Source organism: Candidatus Paceibacterota bacterium (genome assembly GCA_028714635.1).
Taxonomy (GTDB): Bacteria; Patescibacteriota; Minisyncoccia; order Phycocordibacterales; family JAQTLZ01; genus JAQTLZ01.
Map to the genome: position 1 here is coordinate 237895 of JAQTLZ010000001.1, position 18714 is coordinate 256608.

General features: G+C 43.2%; 20 protein-coding genes. 12 read left to right on the forward strand and 8 right to left on the reverse strand.

Features of this window, described 5'->3' with window-relative positions:
* Positions 1 to 45: 45 nt before the first annotated feature.
* Positions 46 to 1476 (forward strand): FAD-binding protein, encoded by a 1431-nt coding sequence (locus PHS53_01210; protein ID MDD5356751.1) that lies wholly within the window; start codon positions 46 to 48, stop codon positions 1474 to 1476.
* On the opposite strand, the gene dnaB is transcribed toward PHS53_01210, so the two are convergent.
* The 4 genes from dnaB to PHS53_01230 form a co-directional block, all read right to left on the reverse strand.
* Positions 1473 to 2858, reverse strand: a complete 1386-nt coding sequence (gene dnaB, locus PHS53_01215; GenBank protein ID MDD5356752.1) for a replicative DNA helicase — start codon at positions 2856 to 2858, stop codon at positions 1473 to 1475. The two genes, PHS53_01210 and dnaB, sit on opposite strands and share 4 nt — an antisense overlap.
* Positions 2859 to 3014: 156 nt before the next feature.
* Positions 3015 to 3644: a hypothetical protein gene (locus PHS53_01220; protein MDD5356753.1), complete on the reverse strand. Its 630-nt coding sequence runs from the start codon at positions 3642 to 3644 to the stop codon at positions 3015 to 3017.
* A 115-nt stretch (positions 3645 to 3759) separates the two neighbouring features.
* Positions 3760 to 5142 carry a cysteine--tRNA ligase gene (gene cysS, locus PHS53_01225; GenBank protein ID MDD5356754.1) on the reverse strand — a complete coding sequence of 461 codons (1383 nt, stop codon included), beginning with the start codon at positions 5140 to 5142 and terminating at the stop codon, positions 3760 to 3762.
* Positions 5143 to 5147: 5 nt separating this feature from the next.
* Positions 5148 to 6062 (reverse strand): CorA family divalent cation transporter, encoded by a 915-nt coding sequence (locus PHS53_01230; protein MDD5356755.1) that lies wholly within the window; start codon positions 6060 to 6062, stop codon positions 5148 to 5150.
* A gap of 227 nt (positions 6063 to 6289) precedes the next feature.
* On the opposite strand from PHS53_01230, the gene PHS53_01235 reads away from it, so the two are divergent.
* The 3 genes from PHS53_01235 to PHS53_01245 all read left to right on the forward strand — a co-directional run bounded on the left by PHS53_01235 (position 6290) and on the right by PHS53_01245 (position 8625).
* On the forward strand, positions 6290 to 7531 hold the full coding sequence (locus PHS53_01235) for a S41 family peptidase (GenBank protein MDD5356756.1): 1242 nt from the start codon (positions 6290 to 6292) through the stop codon (positions 7529 to 7531).
* Between the two features lie 51 nt (positions 7532 to 7582).
* Positions 7583 to 8026, forward strand: coding sequence for a 50S ribosomal protein L9 (gene rplI / locus PHS53_01240; protein MDD5356757.1), 444 nt, complete (start codon positions 7583 to 7585; stop codon positions 8024 to 8026).
* A gap of 86 nt (positions 8027 to 8112) precedes the next feature.
* Positions 8113 to 8625, forward strand: coding sequence for a hypothetical protein (locus PHS53_01245; protein ID MDD5356758.1), 513 nt, complete (start codon positions 8113 to 8115; stop codon positions 8623 to 8625).
* Between the two features lie 111 nt (positions 8626 to 8736).
* On the opposite strand, the gene rpmA is transcribed toward PHS53_01245, so the two are convergent.
* Positions 8737 to 9009 carry a 50S ribosomal protein L27 gene (gene rpmA, locus PHS53_01250; protein ID MDD5356759.1) on the reverse strand — a complete coding sequence of 91 codons (273 nt, stop codon included), beginning with the start codon at positions 9007 to 9009 and terminating at the stop codon, positions 8737 to 8739.
* Positions 9010 to 9030: 21 nt separating this feature from the next.
* Here rpmA and PHS53_01255 point away from each other — a divergent pair, with 21 nt between their 5' ends.
* The 7 genes from PHS53_01255 (at position 9031) to PHS53_01285 (ending at position 15144) form a co-directional block, all read left to right on the forward strand.
* The gene (locus PHS53_01255) at positions 9031 to 9405 is read left to right on the forward strand and encodes a hypothetical protein (protein ID MDD5356760.1); all 375 of its coding nucleotides are present in this window, start codon (positions 9031 to 9033) and stop codon (positions 9403 to 9405) included.
* Between the two features lie 5 nt (positions 9406 to 9410).
* Entirely contained in the window at positions 9411 to 9998 is a 588-nt protein-coding gene (locus PHS53_01260; GenBank protein ID MDD5356761.1) for a 3'-5' exonuclease, read from the forward strand.
* Between the two features lie 295 nt (positions 9999 to 10293).
* On the forward strand, positions 10294 to 10719 hold the full coding sequence (locus PHS53_01265) for a hypothetical protein (protein ID MDD5356762.1): 426 nt from the start codon (positions 10294 to 10296) through the stop codon (positions 10717 to 10719).
* A 196-nt stretch (positions 10720 to 10915) separates the two neighbouring features.
* Positions 10916 to 12175, forward strand: a complete 1260-nt coding sequence (locus PHS53_01270; GenBank protein ID MDD5356763.1) for a DegT/DnrJ/EryC1/StrS family aminotransferase — start codon at positions 10916 to 10918, stop codon at positions 12173 to 12175.
* The gene (locus PHS53_01275; GenBank protein MDD5356764.1) at positions 12156 to 13181 is read left to right on the forward strand and encodes a peptidoglycan bridge formation glycyltransferase FemA/FemB family protein; all 1026 of its coding nucleotides are present in this window, start codon (positions 12156 to 12158) and stop codon (positions 13179 to 13181) included. Before PHS53_01270 ends, PHS53_01275 begins: the two co-directional genes overlap by 20 nt.
* Positions 13178 to 14464, forward strand: coding sequence for a cyanophycin synthetase (locus tag PHS53_01280; GenBank protein ID MDD5356765.1), 1287 nt, complete (start codon positions 13178 to 13180; stop codon positions 14462 to 14464). Before PHS53_01275 ends, PHS53_01280 begins: the two co-directional genes overlap by 4 nt.
* Positions 14452 to 15144, forward strand: a complete 693-nt coding sequence (locus PHS53_01285; GenBank protein ID MDD5356766.1) for an alpha/beta hydrolase — start codon at positions 14452 to 14454, stop codon at positions 15142 to 15144. The genes PHS53_01280 and PHS53_01285 overlap by 13 nt, the downstream gene beginning before the upstream one ends.
* Here PHS53_01285 and PHS53_01290 read toward each other — a convergent pair.
* The 3 genes from PHS53_01290 to gltX all read right to left on the reverse strand — a co-directional run bounded on the left by PHS53_01290 (position 15141) and on the right by gltX (position 18216).
* Entirely contained in the window at positions 15141 to 15398 is a 258-nt protein-coding gene (locus PHS53_01290; protein ID MDD5356767.1) for a hypothetical protein, read from the reverse strand. The genes PHS53_01285 and PHS53_01290 overlap by 4 nt on opposite strands.
* Positions 15399 to 15453: 55 nt before the next feature.
* Entirely contained in the window at positions 15454 to 16764 is a 1311-nt protein-coding gene (locus tag PHS53_01295; GenBank protein MDD5356768.1) for a peptidoglycan DD-metalloendopeptidase family protein, read from the reverse strand.
* Positions 16765 to 16881: 117 nt separating this feature from the next.
* Entirely contained in the window at positions 16882 to 18216 is a 1335-nt protein-coding gene (gene gltX / locus PHS53_01300) for a glutamate--tRNA ligase (GenBank protein MDD5356769.1), read from the reverse strand.
* 116 nt (positions 18217 to 18332) lie between these two features.
* Between gltX and PHS53_01305 the strand changes: the two genes are divergently transcribed.
* Positions 18333 to 18714 (forward strand): hypothetical protein (locus PHS53_01305; protein ID MDD5356770.1); only part of this gene is annotated, 382 nt, incomplete at its 3' end.

Below are 18714 nucleotides of genomic sequence, written 5' to 3' on the forward strand. Positions count from 1 at the left end.
TTTCTCTGTTGTCCAATCATCTTTACCACTGATATACTTTTTGCAATGAAAAAAGAATACATCGTCCACGACCATATAGTTCAGACTATTACAGAACAGATTCGCAACTGGCAGAAAGGCGATCAGAAGAAAAAACTTCGCTTTAAACATGGCAGTACCAACACCACCCGTTCTCAACAACAAAATTTTGAATATATAGACACTACCTCGCTGAATCATGTCTTAGAAATAAACACCGAAGAAAAATGGGCCTTAGTCGAACCTAATGTACCAATGGATTTTTTGGTGGAGGAGACGCTCAAATATGGTCTTGTTCCAGCAGTCGTCATGGAGTTTCCGGGCATTACTGTGGGCGGGGGAGTTCAGGGAGCGGCACTAGAAAGTTCCTCTTTTAAATTTGGTCAATTTAATGACACCTGTGTTGAATATGAACTTATCACGGGTGATGGGAGGGTAATAAAAGCTTCTGAGAATCAAAACTCCGATCTCTTTTATGGAATCTCAAGTTCTTATGGAACATTGGCTATTGTAACTTTGGTAAAATTGCGGCTCATTGTGGCAAAACCTTATGTAAAACTTTCGTATCGTTTTTTTAATGATGAAAAAAGCACGGTCGATTGTTTGAGGGAAGAATCGAAGCGAGAGACCAATGATTATCTTGAAGGCATTATTTTTTCACCGAAAAGCGCAGTTGTTATAAAAGGAATTTTTTCAGAAACTGCCGAGGGTGATATCAAAACATTTAATCACCAAACTGATCCGTGGTTTTATCGCCATGTGAAAAAGATTCTAGAAAACGGTAAAGAATATTCTGATTACGTTCCGATCAAGGAGTATCTTTTTAGATATAATCGAGGAGCTTTTTGGATGGGGGAATATGCTCTTGCCATATTTCACATACCAAGCACGGCATTGAATCGCATTATATTCGACAGATTCCTGAATACTCGAAAGCTGTATGAGCGTTTGCACGTAGCGAACGTCTCTCAAAACTATCTTATCCAGGATTTCTATTACCCATTCGATAAAGCAATGGAATATCTCGATTTCAATAGTCGTGAGATGGAAATTTACCCAGTGTGGCTTTGCCCTATAAAGGCAACAGGAACTGCACAAAAACTTTCTCCTCACTATTCAACAAAAGATACGCATTTACTCAATATCGGTATTTACGGACAGTCGAAAAAGTTTTTGAAAAGAGGTGTGGTAGAGCGGAACAGGCAGGTAGAAATTTTTGCTGAGAAAAATAATGCACGGAAAATGTTCTATGCCCAGTCATATTATCCAAAAGATGAGTTTTGGAAAATATATGATTATTCTTGGTATTTGGATCTTCGCAAGAAATACGGTGCTTTGAATGTATTCCCAGAAATTTGGGAGAAAATTTTCGTATCGGAATTGTATAAACCCAAAGTGGTGACGGGACTTTTGGGCCATGCTCTGAAAGGTGCTATGAAAAAGATTAGGATAGTCTAGAACTCGTTGACCTCCTGATTTACCGGTCCGTACTCGCTTTTTTCCATTGAGAGGAATGTCGCGCGCTTTTCGTCGAAATAGAGCTCGATTTTTCCTGTTGGGCCGTTTCGGTGTTTTTCAATCATAATTTCAGCGATGTTTGGTCGGCCAGTATCTTCTTTTTGTTTGTCTTCGCGATGGATGAACATAACTACGTCGGCGTCCTGCTCGATAGAACCAGAATCTCGAAGGTCTGAAAGGCGAGGTTTTCCTCCGCGTTGTTCTACGGCTCGGGAGAGCTGTGAGAGGGCGAGCACGGGTACATCCAGCTCTCGGGCGAGATGCTTCAATGAACGTGAAATTTCAGTTACTTGCTGAACCAGGTTGTCATTGCTTCGGGAATTCGTTGGGACCATGAGCTGAAGGTAGTCCACGATAATGAGGCCCAGTCCTTTTTCCGCTTTCAGTCGGCGGGCGACAGAACGCATCTTCAAAATGTTGTTGCCAGGCTGATCGTCAATGAAAATCGGTGCTTTCGAAAGTTTAGCCAGAGAATCTCGAATTTGGTCGAATTCTGTTTCCACAGAGAGCCTTCCTGTGCGGAGTTTCCATGCATCAACCCGCGACTCGGATGCAAGCATCCTGTCTACCAATTGTTGAGAACTCATTTCCAAAGAAAAGATTCCTACAGGTACATTGTGATTGAGCGCCGCTTGGCGTGCGATATCGAGGGCGAGGGAAGTCTTTCCCATACTTGGGCGGGCGGCGAGAATGATAAGGTCTGATTTTTGAAATCCCGCGAGCTTCATATCGAGATCTTTGAAACCGGTTGGAATTCCACGCATCTCGTCTTTCGATTTATGAAGTCGGTCGAGTCTCTCCCACGCTTCGTGAAGCGTGTCTTTGAGTTCGATAAATTTATGAACGGTAGAAAAGTTAGTCACTTCAAACACCCTTTTTTCGGCCTTTTCGAGCACTTCTTCAAGTTCTCCCGCTTCGTCATATCCGAGGTGTGAAATAAATTCGGAAGCGTCAATAAGACCGCGCATCATCCACTTTTTCTGCACGATTTCTGCGTAATGGCGGATATTTGCGGCAGAAGGAACAGTGTTTACGATTTCTGTAAGATAGCTTGAACCGCCGATCTGCTCAAGCCGGTCTTTTTCTTTGAGGCGTGAGGAAAGCGAAAGAAGATCGATAGGAGTCGATTTTGCATACAATTCCATCATTATGGTCCAAATGATGCGATGTTTTTCTGCGTAAAAAGATTCCGATTTTACAATATCGAAAACTTCATTGATCGCTTCCGGGCGAAGCATAATAGAACCCAAAAGGGCTTTTTCAGCATCAAGCGATTGCGGAGGAATTCGGAGATTATTTTTGAGGGCCGGTTTAGTCGCCATTTCGTTATTCTAGCACGCGACAAAAATAGCTGTCACTTTACGAACCTTTATAAGGTGTGTCTAAGGTGTGGAGAGAAAATTGGTAAAACAAAAGCGGCGTAATGAAGCTCGCTTTCGCTACTTCATTACGCCGTGTATAAACGGGAGTTGAGTGTACTATTTGGTTTTCCGCCGACCGATCGTCAGTATGCACGGATTGATGGTGTTGAGTCCGACGAGGTCAAGTGTCAGCTCGGTTCCAGTTCCGGTACTCGGAAAGAGAAGGGGAACCTTGTTACCGGACCGGGTGCGGATTTTGTGCTTCAGCGCCACGCAATAGGTCAAGTCTGCGAACGTCCTCTTATGATCGACTAGAGCGAGCATGTCAATCAAATCACCAGGGACACAATCGACGATCTTCATCCTGTTCAGGAGGATTTTATGACCGTTTTGCTTATCCCAGCCACTCATGCTGCTCAAACCGGGTTTATGCAAAATGATTTCTTGCTCGCCTTTGTCTTCGCGCGGCGGGAAATATTCTCCGGCGAAGCTTAAGATTTCAGGGTCAACTCTCCTGATTTTCAGCCTTTCGAGGAGTTCCGGTAAAGACAAAGTTCGGTTAACCGGAATCCGGTATACCGACAACAATTGACACGCCTTCTGAAACTCAAATCGATTGAGGCCAGTAGGGGCCTGAAGTAAGTCGCTCAAGAGACCACTTCCGAGTACGTCTTGGAGATGACCCAACGAAATGTTGGAGAACAATTCCAAAACCTTCCCAGCCTGTCTAAGGGTTGCCGTTTCCATGGGCAAGTCCTTTCTCCCGGTCTGTAAGATCGGGGGCTTGTGGCGTCGCTAGGCTGCTTACACGGCAGAGTTTGCGGGCCAACGTTTTAAATGAGCTAGAAAATATAATATTGTATTAAATCGATTCTGTCAATAAAGAAGAGAGACTTCTTTCTATAGTTGTTTCTTTCGCCCCATCGAGCACTTTGTAACCCGCTTTTTCAATTTCAGCTCGAAGTTCATCGGATTTTTTCCAATCTTTTTCTTTTCTTGCGATTTCTCGTTTTTCATTGATTGCCAAAATTTCTTTCGGAATATTTTTCATTTCTTTTGCGAGTCCGACGAGGTTCAGTCCGAGGACTTTATCAAATTCGATTATTGTTGCCAGTTTGTCTTCTGGTTTTTCTTTTGAACTAAGAAGTGCGTGAAGGATGGCGAGAGTCTGGGGAATGTTGAGATCGTCGTCAATCGCGCCGGAAAAATCCTTTCGATATGACGAAAGGATTTTGCCAGCAGTTCCTTCTTGTGAAAACATTTTTATTTCTCGGACAATATTTTCCAGTGTCGTCTGTGCTCCAAGTATTGCATCATATGAAAAATTAAGAGGGGATCGATAATGAGCACCAAGCAGAAAATATCGGTAGGAGAGGGGATGAATGCCTTTTTCTTTCAAATCTCGAAGGCGGATAAAATTGCCGGCTGACTTTGCCATTTTGCCCTCTGCGACATTCAGGAATGCTCCGTGGAGCCAATATCTTACAAATGGATGTTTTTCTGTTGCGGTTTCTGATTGAGCGATTTCGTTGGTGTGATGGGGGAAGATCAAATCAATTCCTCCGGTATGGATGTCGATGGTGTCTCCAAGAAGCGCTTGGGACATTGCGGAACACTCGATATGCCAGCCGGGACGGCCCTCCCCGAAGGACGCCGGCCATTTAACGTCCCCATCTTCTTCTTTGTGAAATTTCCAGAGGGCGAAGTCGCTCGGGTTTTCTTTGTCGTATTCATCTTTTGCAATTCTACTTTTTGTTTCAGTGCGTTTTTCGAGTCGAGCAAGCGCGCCATAATTTTTTGCTTTGGTCACATCGAAATAAATGCCATCGTCTGTTTTATATCCCGCTCCGCTCGCAATGAGTTTTTGGATAAGGGAAATGATTTGTGTTATGTATTCCGTCGCATGAGGCATATTCCACGGCATTTCTATATTCAATGCTTTTATATCCTCGAGAAAAAATCCTTCATACTTTTTCGTGAAATCTCCTAGCGATTCTTTTTCTGCCTGTGCTCCGCGGATAGTCTTGTCATCTACATCCGTAATGTTCATCACCTGCTTCACTTCGTAATTATTCCATTCAAGCGTTCGGCGTAAAATATCGTTCGTGACAAATGTACGAAGATTTCCAATATGAAGATAGTTGTAGACTGTTGGTCCGCAATTATACATAGTCACCTCGGGCGCGGAGAGGGGAGTGAATTCTTTTTTCTCGCCGGAGAGGGTATCGAAAAGCGTAAGTGCCATAAAAGTTAGAGCCAGCGTTTGCCTTTGAAAAAGAGATACATGAAAAGTCCCACGAAAATCACAATTCCTGAAATGATCCAAAATTCATTTTGCATTCCATGAAATGGATTTGAAGAGCTGTCGATGGTCAAAATATCGGTCAAAAGGGCGAGCGGGAAGATAATAAATGCCATGACGGTAAAGACTCGCATAATCTCATTTTGCTTCAGTGAGAGCAGGGAATCATTCGTCTTACGGAGCTCTCCCAAATAGCGCGCAGTTTGTTCGAGCGAGCGTTTTATATTTTTTTGCATCTCCCGGACATTGTTCAAACTCACAACGAAATCTTTTCCAAAGTAGTGTTCGCCAGAGCGTCCTAATGATTCGAGAATTTCTTCGTGGAAGAGAAGGCCCTTTTCAAGATTCAATAGTCCTCTGTCTGCGTGAGAGATGGCGATAACCATATCTCTTTCCTTCTCATTGAAAATTTGTTTTTTGATATGCTCCAAAGATCCATTTAAAATATCAATTTCTTCGTCTACAGCTCGATAGAGACGCAAGATCATTTGCGCGAAGATAGCGCCCGGTTCGATAATCCGGAATTTTTTGTCCGTTATTGATTTTGCTTCAAATGCTTTTGCAAAATCAACGAGCGCGTCTACGCTGTCATAGCGGACGGTTATGATGAAATCTTTGCCGATAATAAAATCAACTTCTTGCGCCTCTTCTTGCGGATGGCCGTGCTTCAAGGCAGGGAAGTGGAGAATGGTATAAAGGGAATTGTCGTAAGATTCCACTTTCGGCTTGAGGGATGTGCTGGAAAGCTCTTTTTCGATGAAAGGATGGATGTCGTACGTTTTTGTAATTTCCGCAATTTCTTCCCGCGTCGGTCTTTCGAGATCGATCCAAGTTACATTGTCGTATACATATGTGTTTCTCATACGAATTAGTATACCCCGGCGCCAACTTTTTCAAAAGTTGGCGCCGGGGGGAAATCTTCTGGCTTGCCGGAGGTGTTTCTATTTGAGATAATAAAACGAAGTAAGAGTCGCCGGGAGCTTCCGGCTTCTTTTCATAAAGAGAATGAATCCCGTTAGAAGCAACCAATATTTACAAACCATGCTTAATATGAACATTTATCAGATAATCGAAGCTGGCTTCTAACGGGATGAATTCATTTCCAAGCAAAAAAATATATTTGATTATCGGAGGAGTTCTTCTTCTGGCCGCTTCTTTTTTCTCTGGCTATTATGTTGCTCTTGATAAGCGTCCGGCGATCGAAAAAGTTACGACGATTACGAATAAAGAAGATGCGAAACCGGTTGCTGTGGATTTTTCTCCATTCTGGAAAGCGTGGGTGCTTCTCAGTGACAAATATGTGCCGACTCACGGCACTTCAACCACTCCCGTCACCGATCAGGACAAGGTTTGGGGTGCGATTGCGGGGCTCACAGAGTCGCTCGGTGATCCGTACACAGTATTTTTTCCTCCGAAAGATGCGGCAATGTTTAAAAGCGAAATTGCGGGAAATTTTGAGGGTGTGGGAATGGAGATTGGCATTAAAGACGGAATTCTAACAGTTATCTCTGCAATCAAAGATACTCCAGCATATCGCACCGGTGTCAAAACGGGCGACAGAATTGTAAAAATTGATGACAAATCAACCGCTGATATGTCGGTTGATGGGGCGGTTCAGCTTATTCGTGGAAAGAAGGGAACTTCAATCAAAGTAACATTTGTGCGAGAGGGAGTAAAAACGCCGATAGAAATTACGATGGTTCGTGATGTGATTAATATTCCGACAATCGAGACTAAAAAGAGACCCGACGGAGTTTTTGTGATAAAACTCTATAGCTTTAGCGAAAATTCTCCAGTACTTTTCAAAAACGCTCTCCAGGAATTTGTGAATGCTCATACCAATAAGCTTATCCTTGATCTTCGAGGAAATCCGGGAGGATATCTTGAAGCGGCAACTTCTATGGCAAGCTGGTTTTTACCAAAAGGGGATGTGGTGGTAAGAGAAAATTTCGGCCAAAATATTCCGGAACAGTCATACCGAAGCGCCGGATATAATATTTTTACAAAGGATTTGAAGATGATTATCCTTGTTGATGGGGGTTCGGCTTCAGCAGCAGAAATTCTCGCGGGCGCACTTTCAGAGCACGGCGTTGCAAAACTCGTTGGTACGAAGACATTCGGCAAAGGTTCTGTTCAGGAGCTCGTTTCTCTCACTCCGGACACGTCTCTCAAAATTACGATTGCCCGATGGCTTACTCCAAACGGCATTTCAATCTCGCAGGAGGGGTTGAAGCCTGACATCGAAGTGAAAGCCGATCCCAAACAGGCGGATTCTGCAAATGCGAAGGATATTCAGCTTGAGAAGGCTGTCTCAATTCTTCTTGGCAAGTAATAGCGTATACTGTAGACAGAGTAGAAAATTCTGCTATACTGTTCGAATTATATGAAAATCATTCTTCTGAAAGACGCAAAGAATATCGGCAAGAAATACGACATAAAAGACGTCTCTGACGGACACGCTTTGAACCATCTTATTCCGCAGGGGATAGGGGAGATAGCAACACCTGGAAGCCTGAAAAAGGTTGAGGTGCTCAAAATGAGAGATGTGGAAGATAAGAAAATCCAGGAAAATCTTTTGGAGAAGAATTTGAAGGCTGTCGGAGCTTTGAAGATTGTTATCAAAGAAAAAGCGAACGAAAAAGGCCATCTTTTTGCTCAAATTCATAAAGAAGAAATTGCAAAGGCGGTAAAGGCACAATCTCAAATTGATATTCTTCCTGATTTCATTACGCTCGAGAAGCCGATCAAGGAAGTGGGGGAGCACAAGATTGAAGTGAAGGCTGGGCAGAAAAATGCCACATTCGCGCTCTCTGTCGAGGCGGCTTAAATTCAAATAGAGTCAAAAGCAAAAATGCTCCACAAAGTGGAGCATTTTTGCTTTGCGTTTTGCGAGAAGGAGGATATAATAATGATATGACTAAGGCAGAAAATTCTTGGGAAGGAGCGCCCCAACAATCAAAAACAAAAACAGTTCAATCCGAAGAGCCGCATCTTGTTGATGCAACTGTATATTCAAAGACGCCTGAAGATGTTGAACGAGAAAAGTTTGAAGGTATTTCGTCAAGCACCTTTAATGATGATGCGGGGCAAAAAATTCTTGCTCATGGAAAAGCTGAAGGTGGGAAAGATATTATAAACGAACCGTATTTGAAAGAAAGAATACCAAAGGTGGTATTAAGACCCGAGGCTTCAGTAGAGGCAAAGATAGAACATTGGAGGGGGATAGTTATTGATCAAGAAAGAGTGCTAAAGGGTCTTGTGCAACAAGGACGTATTCTTGGTGAAAAGGATCTTGTACTTGCTGCCATTCACACATTATCTGATTTGGTAGAGAAATTGAAAAATACACCTCCCCAAGATCTAGCTCAGAGAGAGCGAGAAATTGCTGAATCTGCGAGGCACATAGACAGCGCTCTCGAACGTTAAAAAAATGACCCGAGAGGGTCATTTTTTGTTTTAATTTACACTCACCTTACAGGTGCTGTACACCTTTCGCATTCTGAATACAGAACGCTCAAGGTCTTGCGCATCGGGTCCCTACCCTATGCTCACTATCTTCTTTACTTGAGTTTTGCCGTTGAAGTTCATGTGTCTCTTGTTTCCGTACTTTACGAGGCCCTCTTTAATTGCATAGAGAGTGTGATCCAATCCAATTTTTACGTTTTTTCCAGCCAAAATTTTCGTTCCTCTTTGTCGGACGATGATGCTCCCCGGTTTCGCTTTCTCTCCTCCGTAAAGCTTGATACCGAGATATTTTGCGTTTGAATCTGTAAGATTACGCGCTGTTCCTCCTGCTTTTGTATGTGCCATGGCGTGTTATAATTTAGTGCAATGAGTATAAATGATATTCCTCTAAAAATCAAGACCCTCGATTCTAGTACTAAAGAGCGGATTTTTGTAGTCATTCTCATCATTTTGGTGGGTTCGGCATCGTTTGGGCTTGGCCGACTCTCGATTTCAGAAGGGGAGAAGACGCCGATTCGAATAGAAAATTTCACAAGTTCAACCAGTGAAGTTGTGGCAGCGGGGCAGGGAAGTGAACTCTCTGCTTCTATGGTTTTGGCATCAAAAACGGGCACTGCATATTATTATCCGACTTGTAGCGGAGCAAATAGGATTGCCGAAAAAAATAAAATAACTTTTCCGAGTGCAAAAGAGGCCGAGGCCTTCGGGCTTCACATTGGCCCTGGCTGCAAGATCCCTTAATTTTTATGATTGTTGTAGATATCGAAACATCTGGCGTTGACCCGATTAAAAACTCCATTCTCTCTATCGGAGCGGTAGATTTTCTTGATCCAAAGCGAACATTTTATGAAGAATGCAGAGTCTTCGAAGGTGCGCATATATCCGAAGAATCTCTCGCAATTAATGGCTATACCAAGGAGGGGGCAGGGGATAGTAAGAAACAAACTGATAAAGAGATTGTCGAGCATTTTCTTGCTTGGGCTTTGAAGAGTTCTGACCACACGACGGCAGGGCAGAACCCTTCTTTTGATAGGGATTTCTTGAAAGCTACAGTAGAACGGTACCATTTGAATTGGCCTTTGACCCATAGGACGATAGACCTTCATTCGATATGCTATTTCCATATGAAAAGAAAGGGGATTGAGCCACCGATGGAAAAGAACCGCTCTGCGCTTAATTTAGACGCCATACTCGTGTATGTCGGCATGCCTGAAGAAGGGAAGCCACATGTTGCTATAAACGGCGCCAAACTTGAAGCCGAAGTGTTTTCTAGGCTTTTTTACGAAAAATCGCTCTTTCCGGAGTACAAAAACTTCAAAATTCCCTGGATTTAAGATAAAAGGGTCAAAGTGAGGGGCAACTAGCCAAAGGTATCGTAAATATGGTCTAACAAAAGAGGCCTCTTTTTTCATTTTAAGCTATATTTAGAGCCATTTAATCGAGTTGACAGGGAAGGAAAAACCTTGTCTAACCCTTGACAGGAGGGTATCAAATATGTTAGTATATAGGAAATCAGACGCAATCTGATTTTTTCTTTTAAGGGCAGGAAGATGCAGTTATTACTCAGCACTATCTTCCGGGTCGGATTAAAAATAAAGGCTTAACGGCCGATATTTTAATAAAAAAATTATGTTAGGACTTACAACTGGAATTGGAATAATGATGCTAGTGAGTGCGATAAATCCTGGAGTATCTCCTGATCTCAATCTCACAAGTACTGTAGTTGATCAGCCGGTTACTCTTGAGGCTCACGTCCGTGAAGTTTTTGAGGATACTCCGATCTTGGCTGAAGTTGCCCGATGTGAATCGCAGTTCCGACAGTTCGGCACAGATGGAAAGATCATTCGCGGTAAAGTGAACGCTCATGATATCGGTGTTATGCAGATCAATGAGGGTTACCACGCAGAACAAGCAGAAAAGCTCGGGCTCGACCTTTATACGCTTGATGGCAACATCGCGTACGCAAAGGTGCTTTACGAAAAAGAAGGTACGAAGCCTTGGAAGGCGTCACAACCTTGTTGGGGTAAAGCAGGAGTTGAGTTAGCAAAGAAATAATTAAATACAAAGGCCGACCTTTTAAAAGGTCGGCCTTTGTCGTTCAAATAACGGGTGTGGATAACTTTAGGGGAGAGCCGTTTCTGGAAGTGCCTATACGTCGCACAATGTATCTTGTGCGACATGAAGCTAGAGGGGGCCCTTCCCTCTCAATCAAAAAAGAAAATTTGGAATATGATATTCTAGTACTACCGTTATGATTTTTACGAGCCTTTCGCCAAACACTGAGCGCGACGATATTTCCCTCGCAATTCGCTTGCGGTTTTTTCCGTGGACGAGGAATAAGACTCTTGGGTTTAGGGGTCGCCTTGAGCATGCGATTTCGACCTATATTCCCCTTCCCCACGCCTTTGCTTTTGATAGCGGGCGAACAAGTTTGTTTGCGATTCTTTCTGCATTAAATCTTTCTTCAACTGATGAAGTGCTTCTTCAAGCCTACACATGCGTCGCAGTGCCGGGGCCGATACTTTGGGTGGGTGCTAAGCCTGTTTATGTCGATAGTTTGGAGGACTTTACGATGAATCCTGAAGACCTCCAGAAAAAAATTACTTCGAAAAGTAGGGTACTCATCATCCAACATACATTCGGCACGCCGGCGCATTTAGAGGAACTTCTTTTGATAGCCCGAAGACATAATCTTTTTGTCATTGAAGACTGCGCGCATGCGCTTGGTGCAGAATATAAAGGGAAGAAGGTTGGCAGCTTCGGTGATGCAAGTTTCTTTAGTTTCGGGCGGGATAAAGTTCTTTCTTCGGTGTTTGGTGGCGTACTTTTAGTGAAAGATGCGCGAATCGCAAACAATGTCCGGGCACTCTACGCATCATATTCTGAATCAAAATGGGGTTGGGTGAAGAAACAACTCAATCATCCAATCATCTTTGCTTTGGGAAAACCGCTTTATTCCGCAGCAAATATCGGCAAGATCTTCATCGAAATTTGCAAGCGCTTAGGGGTTTTTTCAAAAGCAGTTGAAAAGACAGAACTTTCCGGAGGCAAACCAAGCTTCGTCTTTCATAAAATGTCAGATATTTTGGCCTTTGTTGCGCTTCATCAATTTGCGAAGCTTTCTGCGTTCAATGAGCATCGCCGCCAGATAGCAGAAGTGTATGAACGAGAACTCGCTTCGATTTCTCGAATCGTGAAGCCTCTGAAAGTGAAAGATGAAATAAGAAAAAGCATCTATCTTCGCTACACAATCCTTATCGATCTGCCATCAAAGCTTGCATTGTTTTTGAAGACGCGAGGAGTGCGCCTTGGTAATTGGTATACGGACGCGATAGCCCCAGAAGGAGTTCAGTATGAAAAAATTCAATTTGCGCTCGCAGAGAACCCTCGCGCGAAAGAGCTTTCGGAAAAATCGATAAATTTGCCGACTAGTATCCAGATATCAGTGCAGGACGCGAAAAAAATCGCAAACGCAATAAAAGATTTCTTCCATGCAAGTAAGGGAAATTAATTCAAAAGAAGAGCTTGAATCATTTCTCATGCGGGTTAAACCGGCAACTTTTCTTATTTCTTGGAATTGGGGAGAGTTTGAGAAAAAGATGGGAAACAAACTTTGGAGACTTGGTGTCTATAATGAAGGGAAGCTTGTCGCGGTTTCGAGTGTCACAAAAATTGTCGCCCGCCGGGGGACTTTCCTTGCGTGGCACCATAGTCCCGCGATTGATCCTGCATACTCGGGAAAAACTTCAGAAATTCTCGAACTTTTGAAAGACGAATCGATAAAGATCGGCAAAATGGAAAATTGCCACTTTATCAGGGTCAGCAGTATCCTCGCGAACTCCCCTGCCCACGCCAAAATTTTTACAGAACTCGGATTTCGGAAAGCTCCGATTCATTTGCATTCTGAACACACCTCTGTTCTCTCTCTTTCTAAAACTGAAGATGAACTTCAAACTGGAATGAGAAAAAATACTCGTTATGCGGTTCGCAAGGCGATAAAAGATGGAGTTGAAATCGAATCCTCGAAATCGATGGAGGATTTTGAAAAATTCTGGTCAATTTATATGGACACGGTGAAGCGCCAAAATTTTACTCCTTTTTCAGGAAAATATTTGGAGAATGAATTCAAAACTTTTCTAGAGAATAATCAGGCCCTTTTGTGGTTTGGAAAATATAAAGGCGAATATATTTCAACGGCATTTATCATTTATACTTCGAGTTCCGGATTTTATCACCACGGGGCTTCAAATACCCCCTTCCCTTCTATTTCCGCATCGGAGCTTTTGCAGTGGGAGGCAATAAAAGAAGCGAAAAAACGCGGATGCGATTCATATAATTTTTGGGGAATTGTTTCTGAAGATGATAAAAAACATCCGTGGTATGGATTGTCGCAATTTAAGCGGGGTTTCGGCGGAGGAGAAGAAAAATATGTTCCTGCGCAGGATTATGTTTTGAGTCCACGATATTGGATCAATTTTGTTGTTGAAACTGTGCGTAAAATTAAACGGGGGGTATGAGAATTCTTCGAATCATAAAAAAGAAAATTTATTTTTTTGTAGCCAGCTACTTTAGGTTTTGGGCTGGAATTTATTTGCGTCGCTGGAATCCGGAAGTGTTAGCAGTTATTGGTTCAAGCGGAAAGACTACGCTTCTACACCTTTTCGAGGCTCAGTTAGGTAATGAAGCTCGCTATTCCCACCATGCAAACAGCGCGTTTGGAATTCCCTTTCATATTCTCGGACTTCAGCGAAAATCTTTCAGTATCATTGAATGGCCTCTTTTTGCTCTTCTTTCGCCATTTCGCGCTTTTCGAGGACTTCCAAAAGAAAAACTCTATGTAGTTGAAGCTGATGCAGAACGTCCGGGTGAAGGAAAATTTTTGGCGGAGCTCCTGAAACCCACTGGAATCGTATGGCTTTCTTTGGAAGAAGCTCACGGAATAAATTTTGATCGCATCGTTACTTCTCATTCGGGAGATCATCGCGAGGCAGTCAAAGAGACAATGGCAAACGAATTCGGATATTTTCTCGAACATGCCAAAGCATTTTCTATTTTAAACGCAGACAATCATTTCATAACAAAGCAATCGAAGCGTACAAAATCAAAAGTAATACCCGTTTCGGAAAAAGAGATTAGGAGCTTTAAAATTGTGAATGAAGGCGTAGAGATCGAAACACTGATCGGGAATTTCTCGCTTCCGCGACTGGTTCCCCCAGCCTCTTCCCTCTCGGTTGTTGCGGTTTCGACTGCCGTTCGGACGCTTGGATTTGAGGTTGACCCGATGTTTAGAAATTTCGAACTTCCTCCCGGCCGAAGTTCAGTATTCCAGGGAATAGAAAACACAACGCTCATTGATAGCACTTACAACGCGACGATGGATGGAATGCGCACCATGCTCGATCTTACTCGCCGTCATCCGGCCCTGGGTGAAAAATGGCTTGTGCTCGGAGATATGATCGAACAAGGGAAAAGCGAGGAGGCGGAGCACACAGATATTGTAAAAGACATCTTGTCTGTCTCCCCCGCGCGGGTTATTCTGGTTGGACCGAGACTCACAAAATATACTTATCCTTTGCTGGTCAAAGCTCTCGGAGAAAAAAAGGTTGCACATTTTCTTATGCCTGGCGAAGCCCTTTTGTATCTCAAAAGAGAATTAAAGGGAGGAGAGACGATTCTTTTCAAAGGTGCACGGTATTTGGAGGGCGTAGTAGAAAAACTTCTTTTGAATCCGTCCGACGCATCGAAATTGTGCCGAAGGGAAGCAATTTTTGCAGCTCAAAGAAAAAAATGGAAAATATAAAGATTCACATTATTCACGGATGGACGTATACACTTGAGGCCTGGGAGCCTTGCCTTGCGGAGTTGCGCGCGAAAGGTTTTGAACCTGTCATGCTTCGCGTTCCTGGCCTAACTGAAAAATCTGAAAAAGTTTGGACGCTTCCCGAATATGTTACCTGGCTTGAAAAAGTGCTTCAAAATGAGTCGAACGTAATTCTTCTCGGACATTCAAACGGCGGAAGGATTGCTATTGCAGCGTTCGCTAAAAATCCGACCCTCATTCAGAAACTGATTCTTCTTGATTCTGCTGGTGTAGTTCATAATGAATTTCCTCTGCGTGCAAAGCGTGCTGTCTTCGGTTCTCTTGCACAGGTGGGGAAAATCTTCCTAGATTTTCCATTTGTCCGAAAAGTATTCTATAAAATTATTGGTGCACATGATTATGGCCGTGCGCCAGAAAATATGAGAGAAACAATGAAAAATCTCATTTCTCGCGATCTCACGCCCGAGCTTTCGAAAATTTCCATTCCCACACTCATCATTTGGGGCAAAGAAGACAAAATAACACCTCTTTCAGATGCTTATCTTATGCAGAAAAATATTAAGGATTCAAAACTTGTCGTTGTAGATGGAGCGAACCATTCTCCACACGCCACTCACCCTAAAATTGTTGCCGAAGAAATAGCGAAATTTACAAACTAAGGCGTCTTTATATTTTGAACTAAGTTAGTCGTATATTTGAGGCCTTGTGTGACCGTCACCCAAGCTGTTTTCAGTATGGTTATAAGAAGATTAAAAATGAGCACAAGAAGGCTCCATATGAGCGATGCTATTTTTGTAACTGTCGGCGAGTAAATAATTTTCTTTACGTCAAAACCAAGATAGCTAAGCGCTATGAGGACGACGAGGATAAGAATAATGAGGCGTATAAATCCGCGGTTGTTCCCTTTCTTCATTGACTTTCATTATACCCCAGGAATAGTTTCGAGCGTTCGGAGGTAATCCACACGTCTATGGTTTTGTTTCGGGCAGGTAGATAATCGGGTCAAGATAGGCTTCGTGGGCAGCGAGTGGAAGGAGAGCTCCTTTGCAATATGAACCGGAAGGATATGGTTGGATCTTCACTCCCTGTGTCGCATATACTCCGAAATGGAGATGCGGTCCTGTTGAATAGCCCGTGTTTCCGCTATATGCAATTAGCTGGCCAGTCGCTACGGTATCGCCTTTTGCCACTTTCATAAGCGAGAGGTGCCCATAAAGCGTAGAAAGTCCGTTCGGATGGGCGATCATAATCCATTTTCCGAATGATTGGCATCCTCGGTAAAGATCACTATTTCCCACCCCAACAACGGTTCCGGAAAGGGCCGCCTTCACCGCCGTGCCGATTGGTGTTCCAAAATCAACTCCGCTGTGTGTTCCGGAAGCGTAGAGGCGTTTCGCGGCAACGGTTTTTCCGAAAAGTTGGGTGATGACAATGTGTCCGAGAGGCCATGAAAGTACACCGGGACGAGTGGACGGGAGGCTGGATGGATCAATGGCCACTTTGAGCTGTGATTCGAAGTTGAAAAGTTCTTGTTCAAAAGCGTTTTTCTGCGCTGTTTTTTGGTTGATAATTGCTTTGTATTGAGTTTCCTGGCTTTTTGTTTGAGTGAGAACTTTTGTTTTGTCAGTTTTTGTCCCTTCTACGATTTTCTTCTGGTCCGCAAGCTGTGAACGGTAATCGACAAGGCTTTTTTTCTGCGTGAGAACTTGGTTTTGCTTGTCTTCAAGATCTTTTTTCTCATCAGCAAGCGAGGCTGCCATATTTCGCGCTTCCCCTCTGAATTTTTCCAAGGTCGCTACTTCGTCAAAAAATTGAGAAAGATTGGTGTTGCTCAAGACTGTCTCAACAAGAGAATTCGATTCCACAAATGCTTGTTGTCGCAAAGTTTCGCCGATCGCCGCCTGATCGTGTTCGATCTTATTTTTCTTGTCGGCAATTTGATCCTGAAGAGATTCTATTTTGAGACTTGTGGTGGTGATCTTGCTTTCCGTTGCTTTTATCTCCGTGCTTAGTTTTTTTATGCTTGTATCAAGGAGGGCGATCGCATTTTTCAGTGTTTGGGCTTGGGTCGAGATTTTCCCAACGGCAGTGGAGTATTTTGCGATTTCAACTTCAAGTTCGGCGATGAGCTTGTTTCTTTCGTCGATCTTTTGCTGGAGTTCTTCAGCTTGAGTGAGTGCCCGAACAATTTTGGGTGCGCTATAAGTTCCTAGAAGCGTGAGGAATATGAAAAAGAAAGATATGGCATGTTTCTTCATCCGGTTAGTGAAAAATGGCATCGCTCCTTTGGAGCAGGTGTTTTATTTCAATTATTTGTACTGATAAACTTAATTCTTTCATGACTGTTTGGAAATTAATGTCTCGCTCCAATGCCATTTTCTACTACGGGATTCAAATTAAGCGTGAAGCTTTTCAACCGCGATTTTAATTCTTTCCAGCGTTTCTTTTTTGCCCACAATTTCCGCAATGGTAAATGGGTCAGGTGATTTATCGAGCCCAGAAAGGCATACGCGAAGCGGCCACAGCACCTCCCCTTTCCCCTCTTTGGTTGCGTAGTCCCATACCGCGCTTTTAATTCCACCCTGATTCCACTCTGATTCTGAAACTCCGGCAAGAAGTTTCGAAACTTCTGAAAGCCGCTCTGCCGTTTTTGTTTTGCTCGGCTCTTTTTTAGCAAGCACTTTTTCAATTTCGTATTCAGGCTGTTTTTCGAAAAAATCAAATTCTCCCGATTGTGCGATCTCTTTTGCTTCTCCAAATGTCGAAATACGGTCCACGATGAGGGGAAGCATTTTTTTGAACATATGCGATTCAAATTTTTTGCCTGCTTTCTCAAATTCTGCAAAGACTTGTTTCTCGAGTTCGATTTGGGGCAGTTTCTTTATATATTCTTTATTGAGCCACTTCAATTTTTCTTCATTGAAAATCGCCCCGCCTTTTTGTACTTTCGAAAGATCAAATTTTTCTACAAGCTCGTCGAGGGACATAAGCTCTGCATCGGTGCCTGGGTTCCAGCCCAAAAATGCCATAAAGTTCAAAAGCGCCTCTGGAAGATAGCCCCGGTCGCGGTATTCGCTTATTGCTAAAGCGCCCTTTCGTTTGGACAGCTTTGTCCTATCTGGGGCCAAAACAAGCGGTAAATGAGCGTATATTGGCTCTGGTGCGCCGATTGCCCTCTGGATGAGGATTTGTCGAGGAGTGTTTGAAATGTGGTCTTCCCCACGAATTACGTGGGTAATTCCCATTTCAAAATCATCTACAACAACAGCGAGATGAAAAAGGGGTTCGTCTACGCTTTTTGCGATAACGAAATCCTTGAGATCAGTCGTGTCCATCGTTATTTCCCCGCGAATCAGGTCTTTAAATGTTACTTTTGTCCCGGGATTTTTGAAACGAATAACATCGCTCGGCTTCCCATCTTTTTCTTCGTGGGAAATGTAAGCAATGCCTTTATCTATAAGATTCTGAAGATGTTTTTTGTGGCTCGCAACTTTTTCAGATTGACGATGAAATTCATCATGTTCAAGCCCAAGCCATTTCAGGCTTTCAATAATGTTATCCTCGTACTCTTTCTTTGAGCGCTCTCGATCGGTATCCTCAATGCGAAGCACAAATTTTCCCTTATTTTGCCGAGCAAAAAGGTAAGAAAAAACAGCAGTACGGTAATTCCCCGCATGCAAAAGCCCGGTAGGGCTTGGAGCAAAACGCGTGACAATTTTTTTGTCGGACATTACGAAATAATACCATACATGAAGGTTATTTCAGATCCTGAGACAATTGACTTTAGCATTGAAATATGCCATAATACCATTTAGAGGTAAATAGCTGGTTGTTTGAAAATCGAAAGTTGAGAGATTCAGGAATTCTCCTGACTCAACAATTCGAAGTGAAAGTCTCAAGGGGAGGATTTCAGATGCCGACGGGATTGTTGTTAGTGGCAAGTGTAATCTTCCTTGCCGCGTTCATAAAATACAACAAAGGTGTCTTTGTTGGTACGACCGCGCCCGTGTTTGCGACGTGGGTTGTTTTTGCGGTTACCACTTCAGTAAATGTGGTTACCTATTCTACTTGGGGGACTGACTGGGCTGAAAGGATTAATACGGCTGTTTTGTTTACGGACTGTCTTGGCTGTATCGCAACACTAGTCTTCATTGTGGTGCGACGCAAAGCAAAGCTTGATGTGGAAGTATTCGATCGAGCTATTATGCTCATCAGTCTCATTGGGTTGG